This is a genomic window from Mycetocola spongiae (genome assembly GCF_020424085.1).
GTDB lineage: Bacteria > Actinomycetota > Actinomycetes > Actinomycetales > Microbacteriaceae > Mycetocola > Mycetocola spongiae.
Genome location: NZ_CP080203.1, coordinates 1856658 through 1882489, shown reverse-complemented (window position 1 = coordinate 1882489; position 25832 = coordinate 1856658). Strand labels below are relative to the sequence as shown.

25 protein-coding genes are annotated in these 25832 nt (G+C 65.8%); 14 read left to right on the top strand and 11 right to left on the bottom strand.

Features of this window, described 5'->3' with window-relative positions:
• Nucleotides 1-186 precede the first annotated feature (186 nt).
• The 4 genes from mmsA (at nucleotide 187) to KXZ72_RS08505 (ending at nucleotide 5671) form a co-directional block, all read left to right on the top strand.
• Complete coding sequence (gene mmsA, locus KXZ72_RS08520; protein WP_226083490.1) at nucleotides 187-1710, top strand: multiple monosaccharide ABC transporter ATP-binding protein; 1524 nt, start codon at nucleotides 187-189, stop codon at nucleotides 1708-1710.
• Nucleotides 1707-3050 carry a multiple monosaccharide ABC transporter permease gene (mmsB, locus tag KXZ72_RS08515; RefSeq protein ID WP_226080224.1) on the top strand — a complete coding sequence of 448 codons (1344 nt, stop codon included), beginning with the start codon at nucleotides 1707-1709 and terminating at the stop codon, nucleotides 3048-3050. Before mmsA ends, mmsB begins: the two co-directional genes overlap by 4 nt.
• 85 nt (nucleotides 3051-3135) lie before the next feature.
• A complete protein-coding gene (locus KXZ72_RS08510) occupies nucleotides 3136-4233 on the top strand; it encodes a substrate-binding domain-containing protein (protein ID WP_226080222.1) in 1098 nt (365 codons plus the stop codon).
• A gap of 310 nt (nucleotides 4234-4543) precedes the next feature.
• On the top strand, nucleotides 4544-5671 hold the full coding sequence (locus tag KXZ72_RS08505; RefSeq protein ID WP_226080220.1) for a baeRF11 domain-containing protein: 1128 nt from the start codon (nucleotides 4544-4546) through the stop codon (nucleotides 5669-5671).
• Here KXZ72_RS08505 and KXZ72_RS08500 read toward each other — a convergent pair.
• The gene (locus tag KXZ72_RS08500; protein WP_226080218.1) at nucleotides 5580-6581 is read right to left on the bottom strand and encodes a DMT family transporter; all 1002 of its coding nucleotides are present in this window, start codon (nucleotides 6579-6581) and stop codon (nucleotides 5580-5582) included. The genes KXZ72_RS08505 and KXZ72_RS08500 overlap by 92 nt on opposite strands.
• 39 nt (nucleotides 6582-6620) lie before the next feature.
• Between KXZ72_RS08500 and KXZ72_RS08495 the strand changes: the two genes are divergently transcribed.
• Genes KXZ72_RS08495 through KXZ72_RS08485 form a run of 3 tightly spaced genes read left to right on the top strand, consistent with a single transcriptional unit; the run spans nucleotide 6621 to nucleotide 8035 of the window.
• The gene (locus KXZ72_RS08495) at nucleotides 6621-7130 is read left to right on the top strand and encodes a MarR family winged helix-turn-helix transcriptional regulator (protein ID WP_226080216.1); all 510 of its coding nucleotides are present in this window, start codon (nucleotides 6621-6623) and stop codon (nucleotides 7128-7130) included.
• Nucleotides 7131-7154: 24 nt separating this feature from the next.
• Nucleotides 7155-7400, top strand: coding sequence for a hypothetical protein (locus KXZ72_RS08490; protein WP_226080214.1), 246 nt, complete (start codon nucleotides 7155-7157; stop codon nucleotides 7398-7400).
• A 35-nt stretch (nucleotides 7401-7435) separates the two neighbouring features.
• Entirely contained in the window at nucleotides 7436-8035 is a 600-nt protein-coding gene (locus tag KXZ72_RS08485) for a DinB family protein (protein ID WP_226080212.1), read from the top strand.
• Here the strand turns inward: KXZ72_RS08485 and KXZ72_RS08480 are convergent.
• The gene (locus KXZ72_RS08480) at nucleotides 8002-8643 is read right to left on the bottom strand and encodes a M15 family metallopeptidase (protein ID WP_226080210.1); all 642 of its coding nucleotides are present in this window, start codon (nucleotides 8641-8643) and stop codon (nucleotides 8002-8004) included. The genes KXZ72_RS08485 and KXZ72_RS08480 overlap by 34 nt on opposite strands.
• Before the next feature lie 151 nt (nucleotides 8644-8794).
• Here KXZ72_RS08480 and KXZ72_RS08475 point away from each other — a divergent pair, with 151 nt between their 5' ends.
• The 3 genes from KXZ72_RS08475 to KXZ72_RS08465 all read left to right on the top strand — a co-directional run bounded on the left by KXZ72_RS08475 (nucleotide 8795) and on the right by KXZ72_RS08465 (nucleotide 11441).
• Entirely contained in the window at nucleotides 8795-9325 is a 531-nt protein-coding gene (locus KXZ72_RS08475) for a GNAT family N-acetyltransferase (protein WP_226080209.1), read from the top strand.
• Between the two features lie 84 nt (nucleotides 9326-9409).
• Nucleotides 9410-10516 carry a magnesium and cobalt transport protein CorA gene (locus KXZ72_RS08470; RefSeq protein ID WP_226080207.1) on the top strand — a complete coding sequence of 369 codons (1107 nt, stop codon included), beginning with the start codon at nucleotides 9410-9412 and terminating at the stop codon, nucleotides 10514-10516.
• A 94-nt stretch (nucleotides 10517-10610) separates the two neighbouring features.
• Nucleotides 10611-11441, top strand: a complete 831-nt coding sequence (locus KXZ72_RS08465) for an aldo/keto reductase (protein WP_226080205.1) — start codon at nucleotides 10611-10613, stop codon at nucleotides 11439-11441.
• Nucleotides 11442-11479: 38 nt separating this feature from the next.
• Here the strand turns inward: KXZ72_RS08465 and KXZ72_RS08460 are convergent, their stop codons facing one another.
• Nucleotides 11480-12520, bottom strand: coding sequence for an ABC transporter substrate-binding protein (locus KXZ72_RS08460; RefSeq protein WP_404823647.1), 1041 nt, complete (start codon nucleotides 12518-12520; stop codon nucleotides 11480-11482).
• 127 nt (nucleotides 12521-12647) lie between these two features.
• Here KXZ72_RS08460 and KXZ72_RS08455 point away from each other — a divergent pair, with 127 nt between their 5' ends.
• Nucleotides 12648-13706, top strand: a complete 1059-nt coding sequence (locus KXZ72_RS08455; protein ID WP_226080200.1) for an iron chelate uptake ABC transporter family permease subunit — start codon at nucleotides 12648-12650, stop codon at nucleotides 13704-13706.
• A complete protein-coding gene (locus tag KXZ72_RS08450) occupies nucleotides 13703-14722 on the top strand; it encodes a FecCD family ABC transporter permease (RefSeq protein WP_226080199.1) in 1020 nt (339 codons plus the stop codon). Before KXZ72_RS08455 ends, KXZ72_RS08450 begins: the two co-directional genes overlap by 4 nt.
• 64 nt (nucleotides 14723-14786) lie before the next feature.
• On the opposite strand, the gene KXZ72_RS08445 is transcribed toward KXZ72_RS08450, so the two are convergent.
• The 8 genes from KXZ72_RS08445 to KXZ72_RS08410 all read right to left on the bottom strand — a co-directional run bounded on the left by KXZ72_RS08445 (nucleotide 14787) and on the right by KXZ72_RS08410 (nucleotide 24013).
• Entirely contained in the window at nucleotides 14787-15638 is an 852-nt protein-coding gene (locus tag KXZ72_RS08445; protein ID WP_226080196.1) for a 3-hydroxyacyl-CoA dehydrogenase, read from the bottom strand.
• Between the two features lie 186 nt (nucleotides 15639-15824).
• Nucleotides 15825-16991, bottom strand: a complete 1167-nt coding sequence (locus KXZ72_RS08440; RefSeq protein ID WP_226080194.1) for a N(5)-(carboxyethyl)ornithine synthase — start codon at nucleotides 16989-16991, stop codon at nucleotides 15825-15827.
• A gap of 148 nt (nucleotides 16992-17139) precedes the next feature.
• Nucleotides 17140-17574: a cytidine deaminase gene (locus tag KXZ72_RS08435; RefSeq protein ID WP_226080192.1), complete on the bottom strand. Its 435-nt coding sequence runs from the start codon at nucleotides 17572-17574 to the stop codon at nucleotides 17140-17142.
• Nucleotides 17571-18854 (bottom strand): ABC transporter permease, encoded by a 1284-nt coding sequence (locus KXZ72_RS08430; protein WP_226080191.1) that lies wholly within the window; start codon nucleotides 18852-18854, stop codon nucleotides 17571-17573. The genes KXZ72_RS08435 and KXZ72_RS08430 overlap by 4 nt, the downstream gene beginning before the upstream one ends.
• The gene (locus KXZ72_RS08425) at nucleotides 18851-20161 is read right to left on the bottom strand and encodes an ABC transporter permease (protein ID WP_226080189.1); all 1311 of its coding nucleotides are present in this window, start codon (nucleotides 20159-20161) and stop codon (nucleotides 18851-18853) included. The genes KXZ72_RS08430 and KXZ72_RS08425 overlap by 4 nt, the downstream gene beginning before the upstream one ends.
• A 49-nt stretch (nucleotides 20162-20210) precedes the next feature.
• On the bottom strand, nucleotides 20211-21710 hold the full coding sequence (locus KXZ72_RS08420) for an ABC transporter ATP-binding protein (RefSeq protein WP_226083486.1): 1500 nt from the start codon (nucleotides 21708-21710) through the stop codon (nucleotides 20211-20213).
• A 125-nt stretch (nucleotides 21711-21835) separates the two neighbouring features.
• On the bottom strand, nucleotides 21836-22903 hold the full coding sequence (locus KXZ72_RS08415; protein WP_226080188.1) for a BMP family lipoprotein: 1068 nt from the start codon (nucleotides 22901-22903) through the stop codon (nucleotides 21836-21838).
• A gap of 141 nt (nucleotides 22904-23044) precedes the next feature.
• Entirely contained in the window at nucleotides 23045-24013 is a 969-nt protein-coding gene (locus KXZ72_RS08410) for a nucleoside hydrolase (protein ID WP_226080187.1), read from the bottom strand.
• Between the two features lie 160 nt (nucleotides 24014-24173).
• Here KXZ72_RS08410 and KXZ72_RS08405 point away from each other — a divergent pair, with 160 nt between their 5' ends.
• Together KXZ72_RS08405 and deoC are read left to right on the top strand one after the other, a co-directional pair.
• The gene (locus tag KXZ72_RS08405; protein ID WP_226080185.1) at nucleotides 24174-25067 is read left to right on the top strand and encodes a ribokinase; all 894 of its coding nucleotides are present in this window, start codon (nucleotides 24174-24176) and stop codon (nucleotides 25065-25067) included.
• Between the two features lie 64 nt (nucleotides 25068-25131).
• A complete protein-coding gene (deoC, locus tag KXZ72_RS08400) occupies nucleotides 25132-25824 on the top strand; it encodes a deoxyribose-phosphate aldolase (protein WP_226080182.1) in 693 nt (230 codons plus the stop codon).
• The last annotated feature ends 8 nt before the right edge of the window (nucleotides 25825-25832 follow it).

Below are 25832 nucleotides of genomic sequence, written 5' to 3'. Positions count from 1 at the left end.
GTTGACGGCATAGCCCTCAGTAGCGTTTACTTCATTTACGAGCTCGGGTGGACCGCCCGAACCCGGATACAGACGACGGAGTCGATCCGAGAGTGGAAGTAATGAACGTGCCGAAAAATTCACGGGATAGCCGCGCTGCCTCGCGCCGGGGGTGTGACCGTGCCCACTAGCCCGATCATCCTGGAGATGCGCTCCATCACCAAGGAGTTCCCCGGGGTCAAGGCACTGTCCAATGTGTCGCTCTCGGTGGCCGCCAATCAGATCCACGCGATCTGCGGCGAAAACGGTGCGGGTAAATCCACCCTGATGAAGGTGCTCTCCGGGGTATACCCCTATGGCACCTATGACGGCGATATCGTCTTCGAGACCGAGACCATGCGCTTTAAAGACATCCGCGCGAGCGAGGCCGCGGGCATCGTGATCATCCACCAGGAGCTCGCGCTGATCCCCGAACTCTCGATCACCGAGAATATTTTCCTCGGCAACGAGCCCGGCCGCGGCGGAGTCATCAACTGGGTCGAGGCCAAGAAGATCGCCGTGGAGCTGCTGGCCCGGGTGGGCCTGAACGAGGACCCCGATCAGCTGATTAAGCACATCGGTGTGGGCAAGCAGCAGCTGGTGGAGATCGCCAAGGCGCTGAATAAGAAGGTCAAGATCCTGATCCTCGACGAGCCCACCGCGGCGCTTAACGAAAACGACTCGCAGAGCCTGCTTGATCTCATCCTGGGGCTCAAGGGCAAGGGCATCAGCTCGGTCATCATCTCGCATAAGCTCAACGAGATCGAGCGCATCGCCGATGCCATCACGATCATCCGGGACGGCACCGTCGTGGAGACCCTGGACGTGAAGCGCGATGGCGTGAACGAGGACCGGATCATCCGCGGCATGGTGGGACGCACGCTGGAAAACCGCTTCCCCGAGCGCAACCCCAATATCGGCGAGGTCTTTTTTGAGGTCAAAAACTGGACCGTGCAACACCCGCTTACGGCCGAGCGGCTCGTGGCCAAAAACTCGCATTTCACCGTGCGCCGCGGCGAGGTTGTTGGCTTCGCGGGGCTGATGGGCGCGGGGCGCACCGAGCTGGCCATGAGCCTCTTTGGTCGCTCCTATGGCACCTATATCTCCGGCACGATTATTAAGGACGGCCGCGAGATCGTCCTCAAAAACGTCTCCGAGGCGATCGACCACGGCCTCGCCTATGTCAGCGAGGACCGCAAGGAACTCGGGCTGAACCTGCTCGACGATATTAAACGCTCCATCGTCTCGGCGAAGCTGGGCAAGATCGCCCACCGCGGGGTGGTGGATGAGGTGGAGGAGTTCCGCGTCTCCGAGGAATACCGCCGCGAGCTGCGCATCAAAACCCCCACCGTATTTGAGGGCGTGGATAAGCTCTCCGGCGGAAACCAGCAGAAGGTGGTGCTGGCCAAGTGGATGTTCACCGATCCCGACCTGCTGATCCTCGATGAGCCCACCCGCGGAATCGACGTGGGGGCCAAGAGCGAGATCTACGCGATCATCCGCGAACTCGCCTCCCGCGGCAAGGGAATCGTGATGATCTCCTCCGAGCTGCCCGAGCTCCTCGGCGTCTCCGATCGCATCTACACGATCTTCGAGGGCGCCATCACCAACGAAATTCCGGCCGAGCGGGCCGATCCCGAATCCCTCATGAGAAGCATGACTTCCGCGACACAGAGAGCCCCCCAAAAATGACCGCAGACGCACGCAAGACACCGAAGTCCGGCGGAATTCGCGACCTCAAGCTGATGTTTGGCGGGGGCCGCTCGAGTGGACGCCAGTTTGGAATCCTCGGCAGCCTCGTGGCCATCACGATCCTGTTCCAGATCCTGACCGATGGCCTCACCCTGGACCCCACCAACCTGATTAACCTCGTCAACCAGAACGCCTATGTCCTGGTGCTGGCGATCGGCATGGTCATGGTCATCATCGCCGGCCATATCGACCTCTCGGTGGGTTCGGTTGCCGCCTTTGTGGGCGTGATCGTGGCCACGTCGATGAATAGCTGGCAGCTGCCCTGGCCGCTCGCGATCCTGCTGGGCCTCGCCGTGGGCGCACTGATCGGCGCCTGGCAGGGCTTCTGGGTGGCCTATGTGGGCGTCCCCGCGTTTATCGTGACGCTCGCCGGAATGCTCATCTTCCGCGGCGGAAACCAGCTGATTGGTAACTCCACCTCGGTTCCCGTTCCCGAGGACTTCACGTTTATCGGCGGCGGCTATCTGCCCGATTTTGGCCCCGATTTTGGCTTTAGCAACCCCACGCTGATCCTCGGCCTGCTCGTGGTGCTCGCCGTGATCTGGTCCGAGTGGCGCGGCCGGAAGACCCAGGCCAAGATGGGCTCCGTGATGGTACCGCTCTGGGTCAGCGTGACCAAGGTGGGCCTGCTCTCCGCCGTGGTGGTCTGCGCCACGATCCTCTTTGCCACGGGCCGCGTGGGCACCAGCTTCCCGGTGGCCGGCATCATCCTCGGCGTATTGATCATCGCGTATTCGTTTATCACCCGGAACACCACGTTTGGCCGCCATATCTATGCGGTGGGTGGCAACTGGCGGGCCGCCGAGCTCTCGGGCGTGAAGATCAAGCGCGTGAACTTCTTTGTGATGATGAATATGTCGATCATCGCCTCGCTGGCCGGCATGATGGCCGTATCCCGCTCGGTGGCCTCGGGCCCCGGCGATGGCTCGGGCTGGGAGCTGGACGCGATTGCCGCGGTGTTCATCGGCGGCGCGGCCGTGGCCGGCGGTATCGGCACCGTGATCGGGTCGATCATCGGTGGCCTCGTGATCGCCGTCTTGAATAACGGCCTTCAGCTTTTGGGCGTGGGTACCGACCTGGTGCAGATCTTTAAGGGCCTGGTGCTGCTCGCGGCCGTGGCCGTGGACGTCTATTCCAAGCGCCAGGGCAAGCCCTCCCTGATCGGGCTGATGACCCGCCGCCGCCCGGCCGATCCGGCCGTGGCCACCCCCGCACCCGCCGTGGTGCCCACCAATCCGCAGGAGGAAACCTCGCGGTCCGAAACCACTACGCAGAACTAGCGTTCTCGTAGCCCCCGCGCGGGGCAAAGCCGCCCCGCGCAACACCAAGCAGTGCACCATTTAGACTCACAGAAAGTGAAATAAAATGCGTAAATTTGGCCTCACTCTCACGGCCGCCGCAGCCATCGCGGCACTCGCACTCTCGGGATGCTCGAGCCGTGCCGATGACTCGCCCGCCTCCTCCGGGGATGCCAAGGGTTTCCCCGCCGATTCCGTGATCGGCGTGGCCCTCCCGGCCAAGACCAGCGAAAACTGGGTGCTCGCCGGCGACCTCTTTGTGAACGGGCTTAAGGACGCCGGTTTTAAGGGCGACGTGCAGTACGCCAGCGCGACCAACGGTGCCGCCGATCAGCAGGCGCAGATCACCGCCATGATCGCCAAGAAGGCCAAGGTCATCATCATCGGTGCCGAGGATGGTGGAAAGCTCGGCGCCCAGGTGAAGGCCGCGAAGGAATCCGGCGCGACCGTGATCGCCTATGACCGCCTGATCCTGAACAGCCCCGATGTGGACTATTACGTGGCCTTTGATAACGAGAAGGTGGGCGAGCTCCAGGCGCAGTCGCTGCTCGATGGCATGGCCGCCAAGAAGCCCAGTGGCCCGTATAACATCGAGCTCTTCTCGGGTTCGGCCACCGATGCCAACTCGGCCGTGTTTTTTGACGGCGCGATGAAGGTGCTCCAGCCCAAGATCGACGATGGCACGCTCAACGTGGTCTCGGGTCAGACCGATATCAAGCAGACCGCTACCGATAAGTGGGCCGCGCAGAACGCCCAGACCCGCATGGACACGCTGCTCGCCGCAAATTACGCCACCACCGAGCTGGACGGTGTGCTCTCGCCCAATGACAACCTGGCCCGCGCCATCATCACCTCGGTCCAGGCCGCCGGAAAGCCCGTTCCCGTGGTGACCGGTCAGGACGCCGAGGCCGAGTCGGTCAAGTCGATCATGGACGGCGTGCAGTACTCCACCATCAGCAAGGACACCCGCGACCTCGTGGCCAAGTCGATCGCGATGGTCAAGGACCTCTCCGAGGGCAAGACCATCGAGGTGAATAACACCACCACGTATGACAACGGCAAGAAGGTGGTTCCCGCCTACCTGCTGGAGCCGATCATCGTGACCAAGGAGAACGCCGCCGAGGTCTTTGCCAACGACCCGAAGCTGGCCCCCCTCACCAAATAGCACGACCCGCTAGAAAACAGCCCTTCCGCCGGCCGGACCCCTCGGGGTGCGGCCGGCGGTTTCTGTATGGGCCCGCAGAAAACCTCATAACCCTTGTTCTGTGAGGTCCGGGTCGGATAGTTTGGGGGCACAGAATCAATCCACGTTGAGGTGAGGTGATATCCGCTTTTCCGCCGCAGAATCGTGCCGCGAACGGAACCCTCATTCCCCTAGTTTCGGGTCCTCCCTGGGTGCCGCTCTCGACACGGGTGCGCAGTACCGGCCGTGCGTGCGCGGCCCGCCACAGCCCCTTGAGTAGTGAGGAAGAATCTTGATCCATACCGATATTCCGACCCAAACCGATATTCTCCGCCTGGTGAATAGCCGGGAGCCCGCGAGCATTTCGATTTTCCTCGAAACCAGCCCGATCCCCGCGCAAAACGAATCAGCGCCCGTGGAGTTCACCAACCTCGCCAAAAACGCGATCGATCAGCTCGCCACCGCGGGCTTTGAGAAACGCGTGATCGAGGAGGTTGAGGAACAGATCGACGATCTGCTCACCGATGTGCCCTTCTGGCGGCACCTCTCGCATAGCCTCGCGGTATTTGTGACCCCCACCTCGGTGCGCACGTTCAGGCTTCCCAATCGGCTCAAGAACATGGTTGAGGTCTCCGACCGCTTCCATATTAAACCGCTGCTGCGCGCGGTCACCTTCCCGCAGACCGCGTTTGTGTTGGCCCTCTCGCAGAAGACCGCGCGGCTCGTGGAGGTGGCAGCGGATGCCCCGGCCCATACCCTGAACATTCCCAATATTCCGGAATCGCTGCTGCGTGACGGCGCAATCGACTCCCGCAGCGGCCGCTTCTGGAGCGGCCACGAGCAGGGCGATGAGGGCAAGAAGGTCTATATCCGGCAGTATGGCCGCGCGGTGGACTCCGCCCTGCGCCCCATCCTGGTGGGCCGCGAGGTGCCGCTGATCCTCGCGGCGGCCGAGCCCGTGGCCTCCATCTTCCGTTCCGTGAATAGCTATCCGCACCTGACCGAGCACGGCATCGACGGCAACCCCGAGGAGCTCACCGATGCCCAGCTGGACGCCCGGGTGCGCCCCATCCTCGATGAGGTTTATGCCGGGCAGCTCGCGGCCGTGCGCGCGCACTTCGAGGACCTCGTCTCCTCGGGGCGCACCGAGACCGATGTCAGCGCGGTCGCCCGCGCCGCCACCTATGGCTCGATCGAGACGCTGCTCTTTGATATGGACGAGGTCCTGCCGGGCACGGTGGACGAGGAATCCGGCGCGATCACGCTTAACGAGGTGGATGATGCCGTGAACTACGGTGTGATCGACGAGATCGTGCGCCGCGCCCTGCTCAGCGGCGCGAAGGTGCTCGCGGTGCGCCGCGAGGATCTGCCGCGCGAGAGCCCGGTGGCGGCGATCCTGCGCTTCGCCCAGGTGCGCTAACCCCGCCGCGGCGTGCCCGCCCCCGGTCCCCGCCCCGTGCGCGGGGCCGGGGGCCGGGACCGCGGCGCGGACTCCACTGACCCAGTAGGATCCCGCCGAGCACCAGGGCGAGCCCGGCGAGCTGCCGCCCGCCCAGGATCTCCCCGGCAATCAGGGTGCCCAGCAGCACGCCGGTCACCGGATTCAGCAGCCCGATCAGGCCCACGGTGCCCGCGGGAAGCCGGGCCAGCCCGGCAAACCAGAGCAGATAGGCCAGCGCGGTGGTGACCAGGCTGACATAGGCGAAGCCGAGGAGCGCCGGGGCATCCAGCGCGGGCGGTGCGCCCTCGATCAGCAGCGCACAGGGCGCGATGACCAGGCTCGCGGCGATCAGCTGCCAGGCCACAAGCGGCAGCGGCCGCACGCCCGCGGCCCAGCGCTTGGACAGCACAAAGCCCAGCGCCGAGAACAGCATTGCCGCCACCGCCGCGGCGATCCCGAGCGGGCTGAGCGCGCCCGTGCCGGTCAGGAGCAGCAGCGCGACCCCGAGCAGCCCCAGCACCGCCCCGATCAGCTGGGTGAGCCGGGGGCGCTCGGCGATCAGGGCCCAGGCGCAGAGCATCATCGCAATAGGGGAGGCGGCCATCACGGTCGAGGCCACGCTTGTGGGTAGCAGCTGGGCGGCCAGATAGATCAGCACAAAAAACGAGCCCATGTTCAGCGTGCCCAGGACCGCCGCGCGCCACCACAGGGCGCCGCGCGGTAATTCGCGCGCGATCAGCAGCAGGAGCAGGCCCGCGGGCAGGGCGCGCAGCAGCGATCCATAAAGCGGATACTCCGCGGGCAGCACCTGCCGGGTCACAAAATAATTGGTGCCCCAGGCGATCGGGGCGAGTGCCGTGAGGGCGATCCACCGCCATTTAGTTTCCATGGAAGCTAGTATAGCTTCCGTGGAAGGTATGCTGGGGTGATGACCCTGCCGCGCGATCACGTCACCCGTATCCGCGAGGAGTGGGCGCGCGAGCGCCCCGACCTCGATACCTCACCCGTGGGGGTGATCGGCCGGCTGCACCGCCTCGCGGGCCACCTCACCGAGCGGCTCGAAACGGTCTATCGCCGCTTTGGCCTGAGCGAGGGCGAATTTGATGTGCTCGCGGCGCTGCGCCGCGCGGGGGCGCCATTCGAGCGGGCGCCCGGGGAGCTCGCCTCGTTCACGATGGTCACCACGGGCGCGGCCACCAAGCGCGTGGATCGGCTCGAAAAAAACGGCCTCGTGACCCGCCGGGTGAGCGAGGCCGATGGCCGCGGCCGGGTCGTGGCGCTCACGCCCGCGGGACGCGACCTGATCGACCGCGCCTTCGCCGAGCATATGCGCAATGAGCGCGCACTCCTGGACGCGCTGGACCCCGCCGATGCCCGCGCCCTGGAACTGCTCCTCGCCGGATGGCTCGCGGAGTTTGAGGAGCCCGATCCGGCGTAAACTACCGGGAAACAAGGGAGCATCATGCTGGGCGAGGACGCGGTCACTTTTTTAAAGGGCACCACCGAGGGGACGCGGGTGGTTATCCGCTATCTGATCGAGGATGGCCGCGCCACCGATGCGCTCGGCTGGTTCTTTCGCGCCGATGATACCCACTGCGTGATCTCCACGATGCGCGGCCTGGAGACCATCGCGCTTGCCACCGTGGTGGCCGCCAAGGAGGTTCCGCCCCCGCCGGCACCGCGCCGCCGCCGCGAGGGCACGGCCTAACCGGCGCTGTCGGACCCGCGGGGGATAATCGGCCTATGGACACTCAGAGGGACATACTGCACGGCTATCTTGCGGCCCGCCGCGAAAACCTGCTGGCCAAGCTCCACGGTCTTGACGATTATGCGGTGCGCCGCCCGCTCACCCCCACCGGCACCAATCTGCTGGGCCTGGTCAAGCATGTCGCGCTTGTGCAGCTCGGCTATCTGGGCCTGGTTTTTGGCCGGCCCACCGCGTTTGACGAGGTGGGGATGGATATCCCCGACGCCGATCTCTGGGCCGGTCCCGAGGAGTCCCGCGCGGATATTTTGGAGCTCTTCCGTTTCTCCAGCGAGCACGCCGATACCACCGTGCGCGAGCTGCCGCTGGATGCCCGCGGCCGCGTGCCGTGGTGGGGCCCCGAGCGCGCCGATGTCTCGCTGGGCCAGATTCTTGTGCACCTCGTGGCCGAGGTCGCGCGCCACGTGGGGCAGGCCGATATCCTGCGCGAGGGCCTCGACGGAGCGGTGGGGGATTCCCCGGGGGATGCCAATATCACCGATCGCACCCCCGCGGAGTGGGCCGAACACGTGGCGCTGCTGGAGGCCGTGGCCCGCGCCGCCGGTCAGGGGGCGAGCGGTTCCCCCACCGGCCCGTAGAGCGCGTGCGGGGCGCTCGTAAGGTGCGCCCAATAGCGGTCGCCATAGCTCCAGTGCCACCACTCATGGGGATAGTTTTCCAGCCCGGCCGCGCCCAGCACCCGCGCAAGAAGAATGCGATTGCGGCGGGCAAGCGGCGAGATATTGGCCGCGCCAAATACGCAGGCCCCCGCGCTCTGCTCGGGGGTGGTATCGATCTCGGTGCCCAGGTCCAGGGGGGTGCCGGCGGAGTCCATCAGCGTGAGATCCACGGCGGCACCCGCGACATGTGGGGCCACGTTTACGGGGGCCACAAAGCGGGCGCTGAGCTCCAGCAGGCGCTCGGGCGAGGCCTCGGGATAGCCCTCGCGCAGCTGCACCAGATAATCGGCGATGATCGCCTCCTGGAGCGCGCGCGGGCGCAGGCCCTCCACGATGAGCAGGTGGATTCCCTCGGGAAGCGCGGCCTCGGCGGCGAGGAGCCGGGTGGCCAGCCCCTCGCGCACGAGCGCGGCCGCACCAATATTGGGGGCGCAGTGCAGGCCGCGGGAGGCCAGGTCGATGAGGGGTTCGCCGGAGTCAATCACGGGGATGCGGGCCACGTCCGGGTCGGAGATCAGGGTCATCATGGTCACCACTCTAGGGCCGGCGCGCGCGTGGCACATCGGCCCGCGGGTGGGGGGAATCTCCGTCCCGGGGATGATGTTTCCGTCGCGGTGGCGATCCCGCGCCCGCCAGCGCGGGAGGCTGGGTCCCCGCACCGTGAATACAATAGGATTTATGACTTCGCTCGATTCCCCGCTCCGCACCATCGCCACCCCGGGAGTCGATGATCTGCATGTGGTCCCCACCGATCCCTCCTGTCCGGCCGCGACCGAGATTCTGCACGAGTACTTCACGGATATCATCACGCGCTGGGATGCCACCACCGCGACGCCCGCGTTTATCGCCGAGGTGATGGCGGGAGCCCCCAGCGATAACCTGATCGGCGAGAGCGGCATCTTTGTGATCGCCTATCGCGGGGACGAGCCGGTGGGCTGCGGGGGCATGCGCTATCTGGACTCCGAGCTGGGTGAGCTCACGCGCATCTATACCCGCTCCTGCGCGCGCGGCCTGGGCGTGGCCGCCCGCGTGATCGGCGAGCTGGAGCTGCGTGCCCGCGCCTCGGGCCGTGCGCGCCTGCGCCTGGATACCCGCGAGGACCTGGTGGAGGCCCAGCGGCTCTATGCCCGGCTCGGCTTCACCCCGATCGCCCGCTTTAACGACGACCCGTTCTCGCACCGCTGGTTTGGCAAGGAGCTCGCGGACTAACCGCCACGCTGCCGCCGGGCCCCGCGCCCGCGGCCTAGACTGGCGGGGCAGCGCCCCCGCATCGGGTGCCGGAAACGGAGAACCATGCCCCAGAACCACGCCCCGGGCTCGCCCCGCAACGGCCTGTTCCGCCGCCGCCCGAGCCCCGATACTGCCGTGGCGGGTACCACGCGCCGCACCCGCTATTTTCATGACGGGCAGCTCGTGGAGGTGCCCGTGAATGCGAGCATCGCCGATACCGTGCATTTTGCGGCGGCCTCCCCGGAAAATATGGCGCTGTGTTTATTTCCCCGGCCCACCGCGGAGGACGTGGAGGAGCTGGCCGCCGCCTGGGATCTGCATCCGATCCTCGTGGAGGATCTTCAGCATGCCGGGCAGCGCCCCAAGCTGGAGCGCTATGGCGATGTGCTCTTCCTCGTGGTGCGCTCGGCCCGCTATCTTGACGAGACCGAGGACGTGGACTTCTCCGAGTTTCATGTGCTGCTGCGCCCCCGCGCCATCTCCGTGCTGTGCCAGGACGGGCGCTGGATCGACGGCACCGATGAGACCACGCTGCCCGATAATGCGCAGGACGTGGCCGATCGTGGCGACTCGGCGCTGCTAAATGATCGGCACCTGCTGCGGCTCGGGCCCGAGGCCGTGCTCTACCGCCTGCTGGATTCCATCGTGGATGGTTTTGCCCCGGTCTTGCGGGGACTGGCAGTCGATAAGGAGCAGATTGAGCGCCAGGTCTTCAGCGGGGATAAGGCTGTGACCGAGCGGATCTATCGGCTCAGCCAGGAGGTCATTGATCTCCAGCACGCCACCAATTCGCTCACCGATGTGGTGCAGGCCCTGCGCGGCGGCTTTGAGCGCTATGGCATCTCCGAATACTTGCGCTCCTATCTTCAGGATGTGGCCGATCACCTGACCCGGGTGGATACCCGGGTGACCGAGCTGCGGGATGCGCTCGCGCAGATCCTGAACGTGAACGCGACCCTCGTGGCGCAGCGCCAGAACGAGGATATGAAAAAGATCTCGGGCTGGGCGGCCATCCTCTTTGCGCCCACGCTGATCGGCGCGATCTACGGCATGAACTTTGACGATATGCCCGAGCTGCACTGGAGCCTGGGCTATCCGCTGGCGATCGGGGCGATGCTGGCGCTGGCACTGGTGCTCTATGCGGTATTCAAGATGAAGAAGTGGATGTAACCCAAACTCCTTACTTGCGCGGATAGCCCGCGTGTGCAACTATTATTGACGTGGCCAATCCGGCCACGCTCTTTGATAGTGAGGACATCCACCGATGACCACCCCCGTTCCCTCCCTCACGCTGAATAACGGCGTAGCCATGCCCCGCCTCGGCTTTGGCGTCTTCCAGGTCGCCGATGACGAGGCCACCGCCGCCGTCGCCACGGCGCTCGACGCGGGCTATCGCAGCATCGATACCGCCACCATCTACGGCAATGAGGCGGGCACCGGCCGCGCGCTCGCCGCCTCCGGGATTGCCCGCGAGGAACTCTTCCTGACCACCAAGCTCTGGAATGCCGATCAGGGCCGGGCCGAGACCCTCGCCGCCTTCGACGCGAGCCTGGAGCGCCTGGGCCTGAACTATGTGGATCTCTATCTGATCCACTGGCCCGCCCCCGCCAATGATCGCTATCTGGCGAGCTGGGAGGCGCTCGAGGAGATCTACGCCTCGGGCCGGGCCCGCGCAATCGGCGTCTCCAATTTTGAGCCCGAATACCTCGACCGCATCCTCGCGACCGGCGGCACGGTGCCCGCGGTGAACCAGGTGGAGCTGCATCCCGCGTTCGCGCAGTCCCGCGTGCGGGCCGCCAATGCCGCGCACGGCATCGCCACCGAGGCCTGGAGCCCGCTCGCCCAGGGTGGCGCGGTTCTCCGGGACCCGGCCATCGAGGCCATCGCCCGGCGCCTGGACCGCACGCCAGCGCAGGTGGTGCTGCGCTGGCATGTGCAGCAGGATCGCATCGCGATTCCCAAGTCCGTCACGCCGGCCCGCATCCGGGAAAACCTCGCGATCTGGGATTTTGAGCTTTCCCCCGCGGATCTCCTGGCGATCGACGCGCTGGACTCCGCTGGCCGGATCGGCCCGCACCCCGCGGATGTGAACTAAAAAAATGGCCGGGCCCCGCGGGGCCCGGCCATTTTGGTTTAGTCCACCAGGTAGGTGCGCAGATCGTCGAGGACCAGCCCCGCACCGATCGGGCCCAGCCCGAGGAACCAGACATCATCGTTGACCCGCTGCACGTGCCCGGCTTTAACCGCGCCGAGCGTGGGCCAGACCGGGCCGTTGAGCGCGGCGGTCTCTCCCGTGGCCTCGGGTGTGCCATAGCTGGTATAGAAGATCCAGTCGGAATCGGCCTCGGCGAGGGTCTCGGAGGAGATCTCCACCGCGAGGTCATCCACGTTCTGGTTTTCGGGACGCGCGAGCCCGGTGTCCTTGAGGATCACGCCGAGCAGCGAGGAGTTGGCATAGAGGCGGGTCTTCTGCGGCATAAACCGTAGCAGGGAAATCTTGGGATCGCCCTTAATATCGGCGCGCAGGGCATCGGCCTTATCCTGATACTCGTTCAGCAGCGTGACAGCGGCGTCCTCCTCGCCCAGGGCCGCACCCACGAGGCGCAGGTTTTCCTTCCACGGATAGCCCGGGCGGATCGAGAAGACCGTGGGGGCGATCTCGGAGAGCTGGGGGTAGAGCTTATCGGCGCGCAGCTGCGAGCCGAGGATCAGGTCCGGGTGCAGCGCGGCGATGGCCTCGGTATTCAGCTCCTGGATCGTGCCGATCGGCTTGGCGTCCTTGACGCGGTCCTCCAGATAGCTGGGGATCGCATTGGCCCCCTCGGTGGAGGGGATGCCCACGGGGGTCAGGCCCAGGGCGAGCACATCGTCCAGCTCGCCGGTATCCAGTACCACCACGCGGGTGGGCTTTTTGGGGATGCTGGTCTCGCCATTGGCGTGGGTAACCACGCGCGGGAAAACGCCGGGCGCGGCATCCGAGCCGAGCTTCGCTGTCTCCTGATCGGCGGTGGAGAAGCGCTCCCCGCCGATGGCCACATCGGTATTTCCCGCCTGGGAATCGAGGGAGGCGCTCTCGGAGCTGCACCCCGCGGCGGTCACCGCGAGGGCGAGGGCGAGGGCGGCGGCACCGAGGGTGCGCAGGATACGGGGCTGCGGGGTCTGGGGGAGGTTCACCCCTTAAAACTAGCATAGGCTTTGGTTAGGCTAGCCTTGCTCGCCGCGGCGCTGTATGCCGCCGCCCGCGTGCCGTAAGCTGGCTTGCATCCCTATTTTTCCTCAGGTCGAACGGAGACCGCCGCCCGTGGCCGAGCCGAGAGTATCCCGCGCGATATCGCGCCAGGAGGGGTCCGGCATCCGCGCGCACTCCTCCGGGAGGCGCTGGGCGCTGCTGCTGGGTTCGCTCCTGCTCCTGCTGATCGTGGCCGCGCTCTCGCTGGCCGTGGGCTCCAAGCCCATCCCTCCCGGAGTGGTCTGGGAGGCCCTGGTCTCCCATGATCCCGCGCAGGCCGATCATGCGATCATCATCGGCTCGCGTCTTCCCCGCGCCGTGCTGGGGCTGCTCGCGGGGGCGGCGCTGGGTGTGGCCGGGGCGCTGATTCAGGCGATGACCCGCAATCCACTCGCGGAGCCCGGGATCCTGGGCGTGAACGCGGGGGCCTCGCTGGCCATCGTGATCGCCGTGGGAACCCTCGGTGTCACGTCCTTTAGCGGTTATGTCTGGTTTGCCTTCGCCGGGGCCATCGCCGCGAGTGCAATCGTTTATCTGGTGGGGGCCTCGGGTAGGCGCGGCATGGACCCGGTGCGTCTTGTGCTCTCCGGGGTGGCTCTCGGCGCGGTGCTCTCGGGTATCGGCACGGGCCTTGCCCTCCTGCAACCCGCTGCCTTTGATCAGCTCCGGGCCTGGACCATCGGCTCGCTTGCGGACCGTAACCCCGAGATCCTGGGCCCGCTCGCCGTGACCCTGGCGGTGGGGTTGATCCTGGCCGCGCTGACAGGCCGCGACCTGAACGCGCTCGCGCTGGGCGAGGATACCGCCGCGAGCCTGGGCACCTCGGTGCGCCGCTCGCGCATCCTGATCCTGATCGCCGTCACGGTGCTCGCGGGTGGGGCCACCGCCGCGGTCGGGGCAATCGGCTTTCTGGGATTAATGGCCCCGCATCTTGCGCGCCGCTTCAGCGGCCAGGATCAGCGCTGGCTGCTGGCCTTCAGCGCGATAGCGGCACCCCTGATCCTGATCCTCGCCGATGTCCTGGGCCGGGTGGTGATTCCGGGCGAGCTGGAGGCCGGGGTCACCTGCGCGTTTATCGGTGCGCCCGTGCTGGTTTATCTGGCCCGGCGCCGGAGGGTGGCGGCGCTATGAGCGCGCCCCGGCTCCGGCTCGGCGGCGGCAGGCGCGAGGCGCTGATCTGCCTGGCCCTGATCTGTGGCGCACTCGCCGTCGCGGTTGTGGTGATCGGCAGCGGCGATTATCCGCTGAGTTTTGCGCGCGTGCTGCGCGTGCTTTTTGGCGGCGGGGAGGGTCTGGAAAACTCGATCGTCCTGCAGTGGCGCGCCCCCCGCGCGGCCGCCGCCCTGATCTTTGGGGCGGCGCTGGGCGTCAGCGGCGGTGTTTTCCAATCCCTCACCCGCAACCCGCTGGGAAGCCCGGATGTGATTGGCTTCAGCACGGGGGCCTATACCGGGGCCCTGATCGCGCTGGTTCTCTTTGGTGGCAGCTACCTGAATACCGCGGTTGGCGCGCTGATCGGCGGGCTGCTCACGGCCCTCGCGGTATATCTGCTCGCGTGGCGGCGCGGTTCCCACGGCTTCCGGCTGATCCTCGTGGGTATCGGCATCAGCGCGGCCCTCGCGGCCTTTAACCAGTGGCTGGTGCTGCGCGCGGAGATCGAGGTGGCAATGGCCGCCGCGGTCTGGGGTGCGGGCTCGCTCGGCGGGGTGTCCTGGGCGCAGGTGCTGCCGGCCGCCGCGGTGCTTATTCCGGTATTAATCCTCACCCTGGCCTCGGCCCGTACCCTCGGGATGCTGGAGCTCGGGGATGACTCCGCGGCCTCGCTCGGCGTGCGCACCGAGCGCAGCCGCCTGCTCCTGGTGGTGCTGGCGGTTCTGCTGACGGCCGCGGTCACCGCGGTGGCCGGGCCCATCGCGTTTATCGCGCTGGTGGCCCCGCAGCTGGCCAAGCGCCTGACCGGCGGCGCGGGGATTCGGTTGCTGCCCGCGGCCTGCATGGGGGCATTTTTGCTGGTGCTGAGCGATCTGATCGCCCAGCGCGCGTTTGCCCCCGTGCAGCTGCCCGTGGGGCTGGTCACGGTCTGTGTGGGCGGTATCTACCTGATCTGGTTACTCGCGCGCGAGGGGCGGCCCGGCTCCGGCCGCTAGCCGAAAATAACACCGCGGGCCCCCGGAAATCCGGGGGCCCGCGGTGCGCTTGGGGTGCGGTGGCCTAGGCCGAGGGGTACTTATAAAATCCCTCGCCCGTGCTGGTTCCCAGCTTGCCCTTATCGATATAGTTTTCCTTCAGGTACTCGGCGAATTTCTTCTGCTCGGGTCCGCCCGCTGAAGAGATGTTATAGGCGGTGGTGAGGCCCACGATATCGTAAATCTGGAATGGTCCCAGCGGTGCGCCGGTGCCGATGCGCCAGGTCTTATCGATCGTCTCGGGCTCGGCATAGCCGCCGGCCACCAGGGCGCCCGCGGCGTCCAGGAACGGTACCAGCAGGGAGTTCAGCAGATAGCCCGCCTTCTCCTTCTTGATCTCGATCGGGACCATTCCGATCCGCGAGGCGAAGTCCACCACCTCGGCGAAGATCGCGGGATCGGTATCCGTGGTGCCCATCACCTCGGCGGTATTCTGCTTCCATACGTGGTTGGCAAAGTGCAGCGCGAGGAATTTCTCCGGGCGGCCGGTGAAGCCCTTGAGGTCGCTCGGCAGCAGCGTGGAGGAGTTGGTGGCAAAGATGGTCTTGGCGGGGGCGACCTCGCCGAGGGTGGTATAGATCGAGCGCTTCAGCTCGAGGTTCTCCGGGACGGCCTCGATGACAAGATCGGCGTCGGATACGGCCGCGGCCAGATCGGCGGAATAGGAGATATTGGCCAGCGCGGCATCGGCCTGTTCGCGGGTCGCGCCGGGCAGTTCGGCCACGTAGATGGTGGCGAGTTCGGCGAAGCGCTTCTTGGCCTTCTCGAGTACCTCATCGTTGATGTCATAGGCCACCACGGAGAAACCGTGGAAGGCGGTCTGATAGGCGATCTGGGAGCCGAGGACTCCGGTGCCGAGGACGGTTACATTCTTCATGGTGGAAAAAGACCTTTCTTACCGCACAAGTTATGTAGGGCAAATGCTAATCCACTACATCTGTAATCTCTAGACTCCTCCGACCCCCAGAGCGAGTCAAGCGGTATTCGCTCGCGGCCGCCCTGACCGGGGCTTTTAGGCTCCGATCGGGGCGGTTCCGGGGGGAATCCCGGGCGTGGCGGGGTGCTAGGCCGGGGTCACCGGGAGCAGCACGGGGTGCGGATAGGCGGCCGAGCGATTCTGGAACTCGGTGATCGCCGGGTTCAGGATGACCCCGTCGCGGATCTCGATCGCCCGCGCCACGGTGTCCTCCGCGGCCCAGGCCTCGGGTCCGCCCAGGATCGTATCGAGGAACGGCAGGACGGCCTCGCTGATCTCCCAGGTGGCGGAGTTCCAGAGCCAGGAGGGGCTGTGATCCACCGCGTAATAGCCAATATTTGATCCCACCCGGAACATGGGGTCCCTAAAGGACGTGGGCCGGGCCCAGGAAAAGCCCATGCCCTCATCGCAGGACACATCCACGATCAGGCTCCCGGGGCGGAAGCGTTCCAGATCGGCATCCTCCAGGAACATCAGCGGGGAGTTGGGGTCCTGCAGGATGCAGTTGACCACGATATCGCTCTCGGCGAGGAACGCCGCGAGCGGCACCCGGCCGGCGTCCTCGGTGAGGACCTCGCCGTGCAGCGGCTCCTCATCGTGGTCAAATTGGAATATCTCGGCCGAGTGGATCGGTGCGGCCACGGCCGCCACGCGGCGATGGGTGAGCACCCGGACATCGTGGATGCCCTGCGCCTTCAGCGCGGTCACCGCCCCGCGCGCGGTGGAGCCAAAGCCGATCACCGTGGCCGAGAGCCGCCGGCCATAATCGCCGCTGACCCCGATCAGGCTGAGTGCATGCAGCACCGAGGAATATCCGGCCAGCTCGTTATTTTTATGAAATACATGCAGCCCGCCGGGCTCGCTGCCGTGATACATCGCCTCAAATGCGATCAGCGTAAGGCGGCGATCAATCGCGATCTGGGTGACCTCGGGATCCTGCACGCAGTGTGGCCATCCCCAGAGCACCTGGCCCGGGCGCAGCTCGCGCAGGTCCGCGGCCTGGGGTTTGGGCAGCAGGATAATATCGGCCGCCGCGATGAGTTCCTCGCGCGGGGCCACGCGCAGGCCATAGCCGCGCAGATCGGCATCGTGCAGACCAAACTCGGCGCCATAGCCGGTTTCGATGATCATCCGGGCGCGCAGGCCCGGGTCGATCCGCTCAAAATGCTCGGGGTGGAGGGGGAGTCGGCGCTCATCGGTTTTTCCGGAACGGCCGATCACCCCCAGGAGGGCAGGGTGACTGTGGACAGTCATAGTGGTTCCCGTCTTTGGGGTCGGGAGGCGACCCCGTAGTCCCGACACTACACGCCCGCGCCCCGATCGCCGCCCGGGAGAAAAAAGACCGGCCCCCGCTCCCCTCAATACGAGGGGAGCGGGGGCCGGTCCGGGGGAAAACCGGGCGCTAGTTGGCGGCGTAGTTTTCGAGGTCGCGCGGGCCAAACGCATCGGGCAGGAGCGCCTCGATGGTGACGGGCCCGGTGCTGGATTCGATCAGCATTCCGGGGGCGGAGTGCTCAAAGAGCAGCTGGCGGCAGCGGCCACAGGGCATCAGTGCGTTGCCCGAGCCGTCCACGCAGACCATCGCGAGCAGCTTGCCGCCGCCGGTCATCATGAGGCCCGAGGTGATCGCGCACTCGGCACACAGGCCGATGCCATAGGAGGCATTCTCCACGTTGCAGCCGGGAACGATGCGACCATCGTCCACGAGTGCCGCGGCGCCCACCGGGAAGTGCGAGTACGGCACATACGCGTTTTCCTTGGCGGCAATTGCGGCGGCGCGCAGCGCGGGCCAGTCCACGTCCTCGGTGCGGACCTGCGGGGTGATATTGGTGGTCATTGCTTTACGTATGCCTTTCCGGCCGCCGCGGGACCCACCGATTTGCCCACAAAACCGGCAACGGCGATCAGCGTGACCACATAGGGGATCATTTCGATGAAGTCGGCGGGAATGGCCGACCCCGACTGTCCCGCCCATACCTGGAAGATACGGGAGAAACCAAAGAGGAGTGCGGCGATCGATGCGTACCACGGGTTCCAGCGGCCGAGGATCACACAGGCGAGGGCGATATATCCCTGGCCGGCGCTCATATCCCGGACGAAGGGCCCCACGCTACCGATCGTGAGCGCGGCACCACCCAGGCCGGCCAGCAGGCCGGAGAGGGTCATCACCCAGAAGCGGGTGCGGTTCACGTTGATACCCACGGTATCGGCGGCGAGCGGGTGCTCACCCACCGCGCGCAGGCGCAGGCCGATGCGGGTGCGGTAGAGGATGAAGCCCACCACCGGCACGAGGATAAACATGGCATAGGTGGTGATGCGGTGATCAAAGAAGATCGGACCGATCACGGGGATCTGCGAGAGGCCCGGGATCGGCAGGAACGGCAGGGTTCCCGGGAAGTTGGTCTCCTTGGAGTTCTGCGTGAGCACGGCCGAGTAGAAGAAGCTCGTGATGCCGGCCACCAGCACGTTCAGCACCACACCCACGATGATCTGATCCACCAGATAGCGGATCGAGAACGCTGCAAGCACCATCGCCACGAGCGCCCCGGCCACCATGGCCGCGGCGATGCCGAGGAACAGGTTGCCGGTGATCGAGCCGATCACGGCCGCGAGGAACGCGCCCATCAGCAGCTGACCCTCGATCGCGATATTCACCACACCCACGCGCTCACCGAGCACGCCGGCGAGAGCACCAAAGACCACGGGCACCGCGAAGGACAGCGCACCGGTGGCCAGATAGATCACGGGAACCGTGCCATCCGCCCCGACCGAGGCGAGCAGCGCGGTGATAAACAGCAGGCCAAAGAGCACAATCGCCCAGACCGGGGTCTTCACCCGGTTCCAGGTGCGCCAGACCGAGAAGGCGGTGATCGCGAGCATCAGGATGCCCGTGACCACGCCGAGGGTCTGCGAGTTCGCGACCGTCTCGGGCAGCGTGACACCGGTATCGCGACCGGTCCAGGTGAATGTGACGGGCTTGGAGGCTCCGAGCACACCGAAGGCGATCAGCCCGAGCAGGGCAAAAACGGCCAGCGAGATGGCGGTCTTCCAGGTGCGCGGTACCGGGCGCGTGGCCTGGGCCGGCTCGGTGGACGGGGTTACGGTCGTGGCGCTCATTTGCCGTCACTCTTCCTGCTGGTCAGGCCGCGCCAGAAGGACCTGATCGGTCCGTCCGGGCTGGCGCTCGGGAGTCTAAAGATGGCCCGCACGAGCGGCGGGGCGGCGATGAACAACACGATCACGCCCTGAACCACCAGCAGAACCTCGGGGGAGACCTCGGCGATCTGCATCGTGGGGCTACCGGCCTTCATCGCCCCGAAGAGCAGGCCGGCGAAGAAGATACCCACCGCGCCACCGCCACCCAGCAGGGCCACGGTGATGCCGTCGAAGCCGATACCGGCGTCGATCGTGGGGGTCACACCGGTCGAGCGACCGAGGGTCTGGTTCACGCCGGCGATACCAACAAACGCGGCACTCGAGGCCATCGCGAGCACATAGATGCGCGGCACGTTCATGCCGGCTGTGCGCGCGGCATCGGGGTTGATACCCACGGCACGGAAGCGATATCCGATGGTCGAGCGCTCCATGAGCCACCAGTAGAAGATGGTGGCGGCGAGCACAATCAGGAACCCGGCGTGCAGCGGATACTCGGGGCCGAGGATCTGCGGCAGCTGGGCGCTGGGCAGCGGGGCGGTGGTCTGCGCGTGGCCGCCGGCGGCGGGATCGTGCAGGAAGCCCGAGCGCATCAGATAGGTCACGAGGTTAAAGGCTACGTAGTTCAGCATGATCGTGACGATCACCTCGTGGGCGCCGGTGGTGGCCTTGAGCAGACCCACGATCGAACCCCAGAGGGCGGCACCGAGGATACCAAAGACCACGGCCACGATCAGGTGGATGCCATAGGGCAGGGGCCACGCAAACGAGGCATAGCTGGCGAAGGCCACACCGATCAGGAGCTGGCCCTTACCACCGATGTTAAACAGGCCCACGCGGAAGCTCAGCGAGATGCCGAGGCCGGCCGCGATCAGCGGGGCACCCAGGCGCAGGGTCTCGGTGAACGGGCGAATGGCGCGCGCAAAATCGGGGGCGTCGGCGTTATAGATCGAACCGCGGAACAGGGCACCATAGCCGTTGCTGATCGCGGTCCAGGCGGCACCGAGGGTATCCCCGGGGCGCTGGAAGAAATAGCCCGCGGCCTCGATGACGTCCTCATTGGTTGCGGCGATCAGGATCGCCCCGACCACAAATCCGCAGAAGATTGCGAGGATGGTGCGCACGGCACCGCCGCCCATGATCTCGCGCAGGATCTGCGAGACGAGGTGCGATTCGTGGACGTGGGGGGCGCCGCGGCGGCCGCGGCGCTTCTCGGGTGCCGGGCCGGTCGCCTCGGCGACGGTGCCCGGGACGGGGTTATTCTCGGTCATGCTGGGATACCCGCTGTCTGGATTCCGGGGACGGGGGAGGTGGAGTGGCTCATGCGGCGATTCCCGCCATCATTTCGCCGAGGGTCGCGCGCGAGGTATCGGCCGGGACGATGCCCACGATCTTTCCGCGATACATCACGGCGATGCGGTCGGCCAGGCCCACCACCTCGTCGAGCTCGGTGGAGACGATCAGCACGGGGCAGCCGGCATCGCGCGTGGCGATAATGCGGTCGTGGACAAATTCAATCGAGCCCACGTCGAGCCCACGCGTGGGCTGCGAGGCGATAAACAGGCGCAGATCGCGGGCCAGCTCGCGGGCGAGCACCACCTTCTGCTGGTTACCACCACTCAGGCGTCCGGCAAGCGTCTCGGTGCCCTGCGTGCGGATATCAAATTCCTTGATCGCATCGCGCGCGAAGGTCTGCAGATAACCGCCCTTGATGGTTGCGGCCTTGGAGAAGGGCTCGCCATAGCTGCGGTCGAGCATGAGGTTCTCGGCCACCGAGAACTCGGCCACCAGGCCGTCCTTCTTGCGGTCCTCGGGCACAAAACCCACGCCGGCCTCGAGGACCTCGCGCACGGACTTGCCGAGGATCTCGCGATCATCAAGCTTAATCGAGCCCTGCACGCCGTGGCGCAGGCCCAGGATCGACTCGGTGAGCTGGGTCTGGCCATTGCCCTCAACACCGGCAATCGCGAGGACCTCGCCCGCGCGGATGGTGAAGGACACCTTATCCAGCAGCGGAACACCGTCGGCGTCCACGATGGTCAGATCGCTGACCACCAGCGCATCGGCACCCGGCTTGGCCGGTTCCTTATGCACGGTCAGGTCCACCGCGCGGCCCACCATGAGGGAGGCCAGCTCGGTGGAGGAGCTCTTCGGATCGGCGGTGCCCACGATCTTGCCGAGGCGGATCACGGTGATCCGGTTGGCCACCTCGCGCACCTCGCGCAGCTTATGGGTAATAAAAACGATGGAGGTACCGGCCGCGGCGAGCTGCTTCATGATGTTCATGAGCTCATCGGTTTCCTGCGGCGTGAGCACGGCGGTGGGCTCATCCAGTACCAGGATCTTGGCGTCGCGGGCGAGTGCCTTGATGATCTCCACGCGCTGCTGGGCGCCCACGGGCAGGTCCTCGACCACGGCATCGGGGTCGATTTCAAAGCCGAAGCGTCCGGAGATCTCGCGCACGAGGGCGCGGGCGGCGGGGAGGTCGAGGCGGCCACCGGATTTGGTGGGCTCGTGTCCGAGCATCACGTTCTCGGCGACGGTGAAGACGGGGATCAGCATGAAGTGCTGGTGGACCATTCCGATTCCGGCGGCCATGGCATCGCCCGGGCCCTCGAATTTCACAACGGTATCGTCGAGGAGGATATCGCCTTCCTCGGCACGGTATAGGCCGTACAGTACGTTCATCAGCGTCGATTTACCGGCGCCGTTCTCTCCAAGCAGACAGTGGATTTCCCCGGGCTCAACGGTCAAATTGATGTGATCGTTGGCGACGAGGGCCCCGAAGCGCTTGGTTATGCCGCGCAGTTCAAGTTTCATGCTCATCCGTATTTCTCAAGCGGGTGGGTGGGGGGAGGGAGAAAAATGGAGGGTTTAGCCAGGTGTTGCGGGGCGCGATTACTCGCACCCCGCAACCTTCAGGCTTAAACCGGCCGAAAGAAATACTACTTCAGGGGGTCGATGCTTCCGTCGATGATGCCCTCTTCGATCTTCTTCAGCGAGGCAACGATCTCGGGGGAGACCTTATCCTCGAACTTGTGGAAGGAGGAGAGCACGGTTCCCTTATTGGCGAGGGTTCCGAGGTAGGGCTCCGAGTTGAAGCCCTTATCGAGGGTCTCCTTGATGACGTCGTAGACGGCGTCGGTCATGCGCTTCTCAACCGAGACGAGTACCTGATCGGCGTACTCGGGGCTGGTGACGGCGATGTCCTTATCCACACCGATGAATACGGCGTCCTTACCGGACTCCTTGATGGCCTCCGAGGTGGCGCTGAACAGGCCGCCGGCCACGGGGTAAATCACGTCGGCGCCCTTTTCGAGCTGACCGGCGCTGATCGACTTGGCCTTACCGGAGTCGGCGAAGTTTCCGACGTAGTCTCCGGCGTCCTTATTGGCGGGGTCATAGCCGACGACGGTGATCGGCGTGCCGGTCTCCTTCTCCCAGGCCTTGGCTCCGTAGTAGTAGCCGTCCATGAAGATGGTGACGGCGGGGACGTTCAGTCCGGCATAGGTGCCGATGACCTTGGTCTTGCTATAGGCGGCGGCGAGGTAGCCGGCGAGGTAGCTGGACTGGTCGGAGGCGTACTCAACGGGCTTGAGGTTATCGTTGCCCTCGGAATAGCCGTCCACGGAGACGAAGTTCAGCTCGGGGTTGGCCTTAGCGGTGGCGTTAACCGGTCCGATCAGGTCGAAGCCCACGGCGAAGGTGATGTCACAGCCGGCGTTGACCATGGCGGTGAGGTTGGTATCGAAGTCCTCGGTGGAGTGCGACTCGGCATCGCTGAGCTTAATGCCCAGCTCGTCCTTGGCCTTGATGAGGCCACCCATGGCCGCCTCGTTGAAGCTCTTATCGTTCCAGCTACCCTCGTCCGAAACGGCGCAGGCCAGGAAGTTCTTCTTCTCGCCCGATCCCTCGGACTTTTCGGGGGCGGCTCCACAGCCGCTGAGGAGCAGCATGGCTGCGCCGGTGAGGGCTACGCCGGCAAGGGCGCGCTGACGGGTACTAATCTTCATTGAAAGTCCTCCAGGGGGGGTGGGGCTCGGGACACTTCCCGAATTGCTGTGTAGTCGTAATCGTATTCGCTTGAATACGGGTCCGGGCGCCATTGCCCAGGACCGAGTCCGATTCGTAAGAATCGGACCCGGTACGACGACCTAGATGAAGGGTCGGTTAGGCACGGTTTCCTGGCTGATCAGGCCCGTAATGTACTCATAAAAACCGTCCTCGCTCACGCTCTCAATAACGCGCGCGTTATTTTTGAGTCCGTGGACGCCCCAAGACATCGCGGAGTAGCCACGGGTGAGTTCGGAACCGGTCTCCACGTCAACCGCGTAATCCGAGGCGGCGGTGACCAGCTCGGGGTGCAGCAGAACGGCGGCGGTGAGGGAGTCGGGGTGGGTCGAGCCGGCGATGCCCACGCTCTCGTCGAAGTCGAGGGTGCTTCCCACGACGCGGCTGAAGAACGCGGCCAGCGGGGTGGTGATCTCGGCGATCTGCGCGAGGCGCTCGCGCGAGAACACGGCATCGCGCAGGGTCAGCGGGTCCCAGGGGATGATGGTGATATCAAAGCCGGCCTCAAATACGGTGCGGGCGGCCTCGGGGTCCACGTAGAAGTTGTACTCGGCGGCGGCGGTGATATTGCCGCGACCGTTATTGGAGCCGCCCATGATGTACAGGCTCTTTACGTTCTTTACGAAGTCGGGGTCCTTGACCGCGGCCATGGCCACGTTGGTGAGCGGGCCGATCGCCACGATGTTGACCTCGCCCGGGTTCTCGGCCACCACGCGAATCATCGCGTCCACGCCGTGCTCGGCCTCGGGGGCCAGGCCGGTGAAGTCCATCGAGAGTCCGCCGGCACCGTCGCCGTGGACGTTCTCGGCGGAGACCCACTCGCGCACCATGGGGCGGCGGCAGCCGAGGTAGATGGGAACCTCGCCGAGCTTGCCGGCGGCGTTCAGCGTGAGGTTGGCGTTCTGGAACTGGCGGTCAAAGCCGACGTTTCCGGCCACCATGGTGATGGCGCGCAGATCCGCGGTGGGATCAAGCAGGCCCACGAGGAGTGCAACGCAGTCATCCTGTGCGGTGTCCGTGTCGATGATCAGGGGGATACGGTTAGCGGTCATGAATATCAGTTCCGTTCAGGCGGGTCCGGGGAGAGTAAAGAGAGCTCCGGCCTGGAACGCCCGATTCCAAAAAGAATCCGGACTCAGCACCGTTGCGTAACTCATCGTATAACAGGTACGGTCTAGTTGTACATAAATGTATATAGACATAAGGGTCCCAATGAACATTGCGGTTGTGGGTAGTTATGGTGTTGGCCTCAGCATGCGCGTGGACGCCGTCCCCGGCGCCGGCGAGACGGTCGCCGGCGGAGTTTTTTCGGCCGGACACGGCGGAAAGGGCTCCAATCAGGCGGTCGCCGCCGCCCGGCTCGGCGGTTCCGTCAGCTTCCTCACGGCACTGGGCGATGACGCCTATGGCCGCGAGGCACGCGAACTCTGGGCCAGCGAGGGCATCGACGCCCACGTCGTGACCGGCGAGGGCGCCACGATGGTTGGCGTCATCCTGGTCGAGCCCGACGGGGAGAACCGCATCATCGTGGCCCCCGGGGTGCTGAACGAGCTGGTCCCCGAGGACGTCGAGGCATTCCGCCCGGCCCTCGCCGCCGCCGATATCGCCGTAATCTCGCTGGAAATCCCGGTGCCCGTGGCCATCGCCGCGCTGCGCATCGCCCACGAGGAGGGCACCCGCACCATCCTCAACCCCGCCCCCGCACACGTCCTCCCCGACGAGGCCTGGCTCTGGGTAGACGTGGTCACCCCGAATAACTCCGAGCTCAAGACGATGCTCGGCGTGACCCAGGAAGACCCGCGCTCGGTCGAGGAACTCGCCGAACTCTTCCAGGCCTATACCGCCGCCGATGTGGTGGTCACGCGCGGGGCCGATGGCGCCCTCATCGCCACCCCCGCCGGGCTGACCCCGATCGCCCCGATCCCCCCGAAAAAGCTCGTGGATACCACCGGGGCGGGCGATTCCTTCACCGGCGCGCTCGCCGTGGCCCTCACCGAGGGCAAGAGCCTCGCGGAGGCCGCGGGCTTCGCCTCGGTTGTGGGATCGATCACCGTGAGTGGCCCCGACGTGATCCCCTCGCTGCCGCACCGCAGCGACCTGCCCTAGAGTTTCTCCCCCCAAAAAATTACCCATCAGTAACACCGCACCACATACACAAAGGACAAAGCACATGACCGTTGACTTCCGTAGCCTCGCCCCCGCCGAGCTGGCCCCCTATATCCAGCACACCAAGATCGGCACCGGAATCACCCGCGACGAGATGACCGCCCACGTTCAGGAGGCCGTGCAGTACGGCTTTAACGCCGCGATGGTCCCCGGCTCCTGGGTCAAGCTCACCGCCGATATCCTCGCCGGAACCGGCATCGAGGTCGCCTCGGCCCTGGACTTCCCCGCCGTGGGCTGCATGACCAGCGCCGGCAAGGCCGCCGAGGCCGCCGAGCTCGTGCGCCTGGGCGCCACCCAGATCGACATCGGAGTCCAGGTGGGCTGGCTTAAGAGCGGCGACTTCGACGGATTCCGCGAGGACATCGCGGGCGTCGTGCGCGCCGCCGGCGTGCCGATCAAGGTCATGCTGGAGCTGCCCCTGCTCAACGACCAGGAGAAGGAAACCGCCGTGGAGCTGGCCATCGAGGCCGGAGCCCGCTACCTCAAGAACGCCTCGAGCGGCGCGGTGGAGACCGCATCCCCCGCCTCCGTGCGCTACCTTGTTGAGCGTGCACCCGAGGGTGTTCTGGTCAAGGCTTCCGGTGCCATCACCGGTTATGAGCAGACCATCTCGCTGCTCGAGGCCGGCGCCGTATGCGTGGGCACCAGCGCGGGAATCCAGATCATGCAGAACATCGACGGCGCCAAGAGCTACTAGTCGTCACC

Bases quoted from the DNA above. Each gene is read 5' to 3' on its own strand.
- mmsA (WP_226083490.1), top strand. From the start codon at position 187: ATGCGCTCCATCACCAAGGAGTTCCCCGGGGTCAAGGCACTGTCCAAT.
- mmsB (WP_226080224.1), top strand. From the start codon at position 1,707: ATGACCGCAGACGCACGCAAGACACCGAAGTCCGGCGGAATTCGCGAC.
- KXZ72_RS08510 (WP_226080222.1), top strand. From the start codon at position 3,136: ATGCGTAAATTTGGCCTCACTCTCACGGCCGCCGCAGCCATCGCGGCA.
- KXZ72_RS08500 (WP_226080218.1), bottom strand. From the start codon at position 6,581: ATGGAAACTAAATGGCGGTGGATCGCCCTCACGGCACTCGCCCCGATC.
- KXZ72_RS08495 (WP_226080216.1), top strand. From the start codon at position 6,621: ATGACCCTGCCGCGCGATCACGTCACCCGTATCCGCGAGGAGTGGGCG.
- KXZ72_RS08490 (WP_226080214.1), top strand. From the start codon at position 7,155: ATGCTGGGCGAGGACGCGGTCACTTTTTTAAAGGGCACCACCGAGGGG.
- KXZ72_RS08485 (WP_226080212.1), top strand. From the start codon at position 7,436: ATGGACACTCAGAGGGACATACTGCACGGCTATCTTGCGGCCCGCCGC.
- KXZ72_RS08480 (WP_226080210.1), bottom strand. From the start codon at position 8,643: ATGATGACCCTGATCTCCGACCCGGACGTGGCCCGCATCCCCGTGATT.
- KXZ72_RS08475 (WP_226080209.1), top strand. From the start codon at position 8,795: ATGACTTCGCTCGATTCCCCGCTCCGCACCATCGCCACCCCGGGAGTC.
- KXZ72_RS08470 (WP_226080207.1), top strand. From the start codon at position 9,410: ATGCCCCAGAACCACGCCCCGGGCTCGCCCCGCAACGGCCTGTTCCGC.
- KXZ72_RS08465 (WP_226080205.1), top strand. From the start codon at position 10,611: ATGACCACCCCCGTTCCCTCCCTCACGCTGAATAACGGCGTAGCCATG.
- KXZ72_RS08450 (WP_226080199.1), top strand. From the start codon at position 13,703: ATGAGCGCGCCCCGGCTCCGGCTCGGCGGCGGCAGGCGCGAGGCGCTG.
- KXZ72_RS08445 (WP_226080196.1), bottom strand. From the start codon at position 15,638: ATGAAGAATGTAACCGTCCTCGGCACCGGAGTCCTCGGCTCCCAGATC.
- KXZ72_RS08440 (WP_226080194.1), bottom strand. From the start codon at position 16,991: ATGACTGTCCACAGTCACCCTGCCCTCCTGGGGGTGATCGGCCGTTCC.
- KXZ72_RS08435 (WP_226080192.1), bottom strand. From the start codon at position 17,574: ATGACCACCAATATCACCCCGCAGGTCCGCACCGAGGACGTGGACTGG.
- KXZ72_RS08430 (WP_226080191.1), bottom strand. From the start codon at position 18,854: ATGAGCGCCACGACCGTAACCCCGTCCACCGAGCCGGCCCAGGCCACG.
- KXZ72_RS08425 (WP_226080189.1), bottom strand. From the start codon at position 20,161: ATGACCGAGAATAACCCCGTCCCGGGCACCGTCGCCGAGGCGACCGGC.
- KXZ72_RS08420 (WP_226083486.1), bottom strand. From the start codon at position 21,710: ATGAAACTTGAACTGCGCGGCATAACCAAGCGCTTCGGGGCCCTCGTC.
- KXZ72_RS08415 (WP_226080188.1), bottom strand. From the start codon at position 22,903: ATGAAGATTAGTACCCGTCAGCGCGCCCTTGCCGGCGTAGCCCTCACC.
- KXZ72_RS08410 (WP_226080187.1), bottom strand. From the start codon at position 24,013: ATGACCGCTAACCGTATCCCCCTGATCATCGACACGGACACCGCACAG.
- KXZ72_RS08405 (WP_226080185.1), top strand. From the start codon at position 24,174: ATGAACATTGCGGTTGTGGGTAGTTATGGTGTTGGCCTCAGCATGCGC.
- deoC (WP_226080182.1), top strand. From the start codon at position 25,132: ATGACCGTTGACTTCCGTAGCCTCGCCCCCGCCGAGCTGGCCCCCTAT.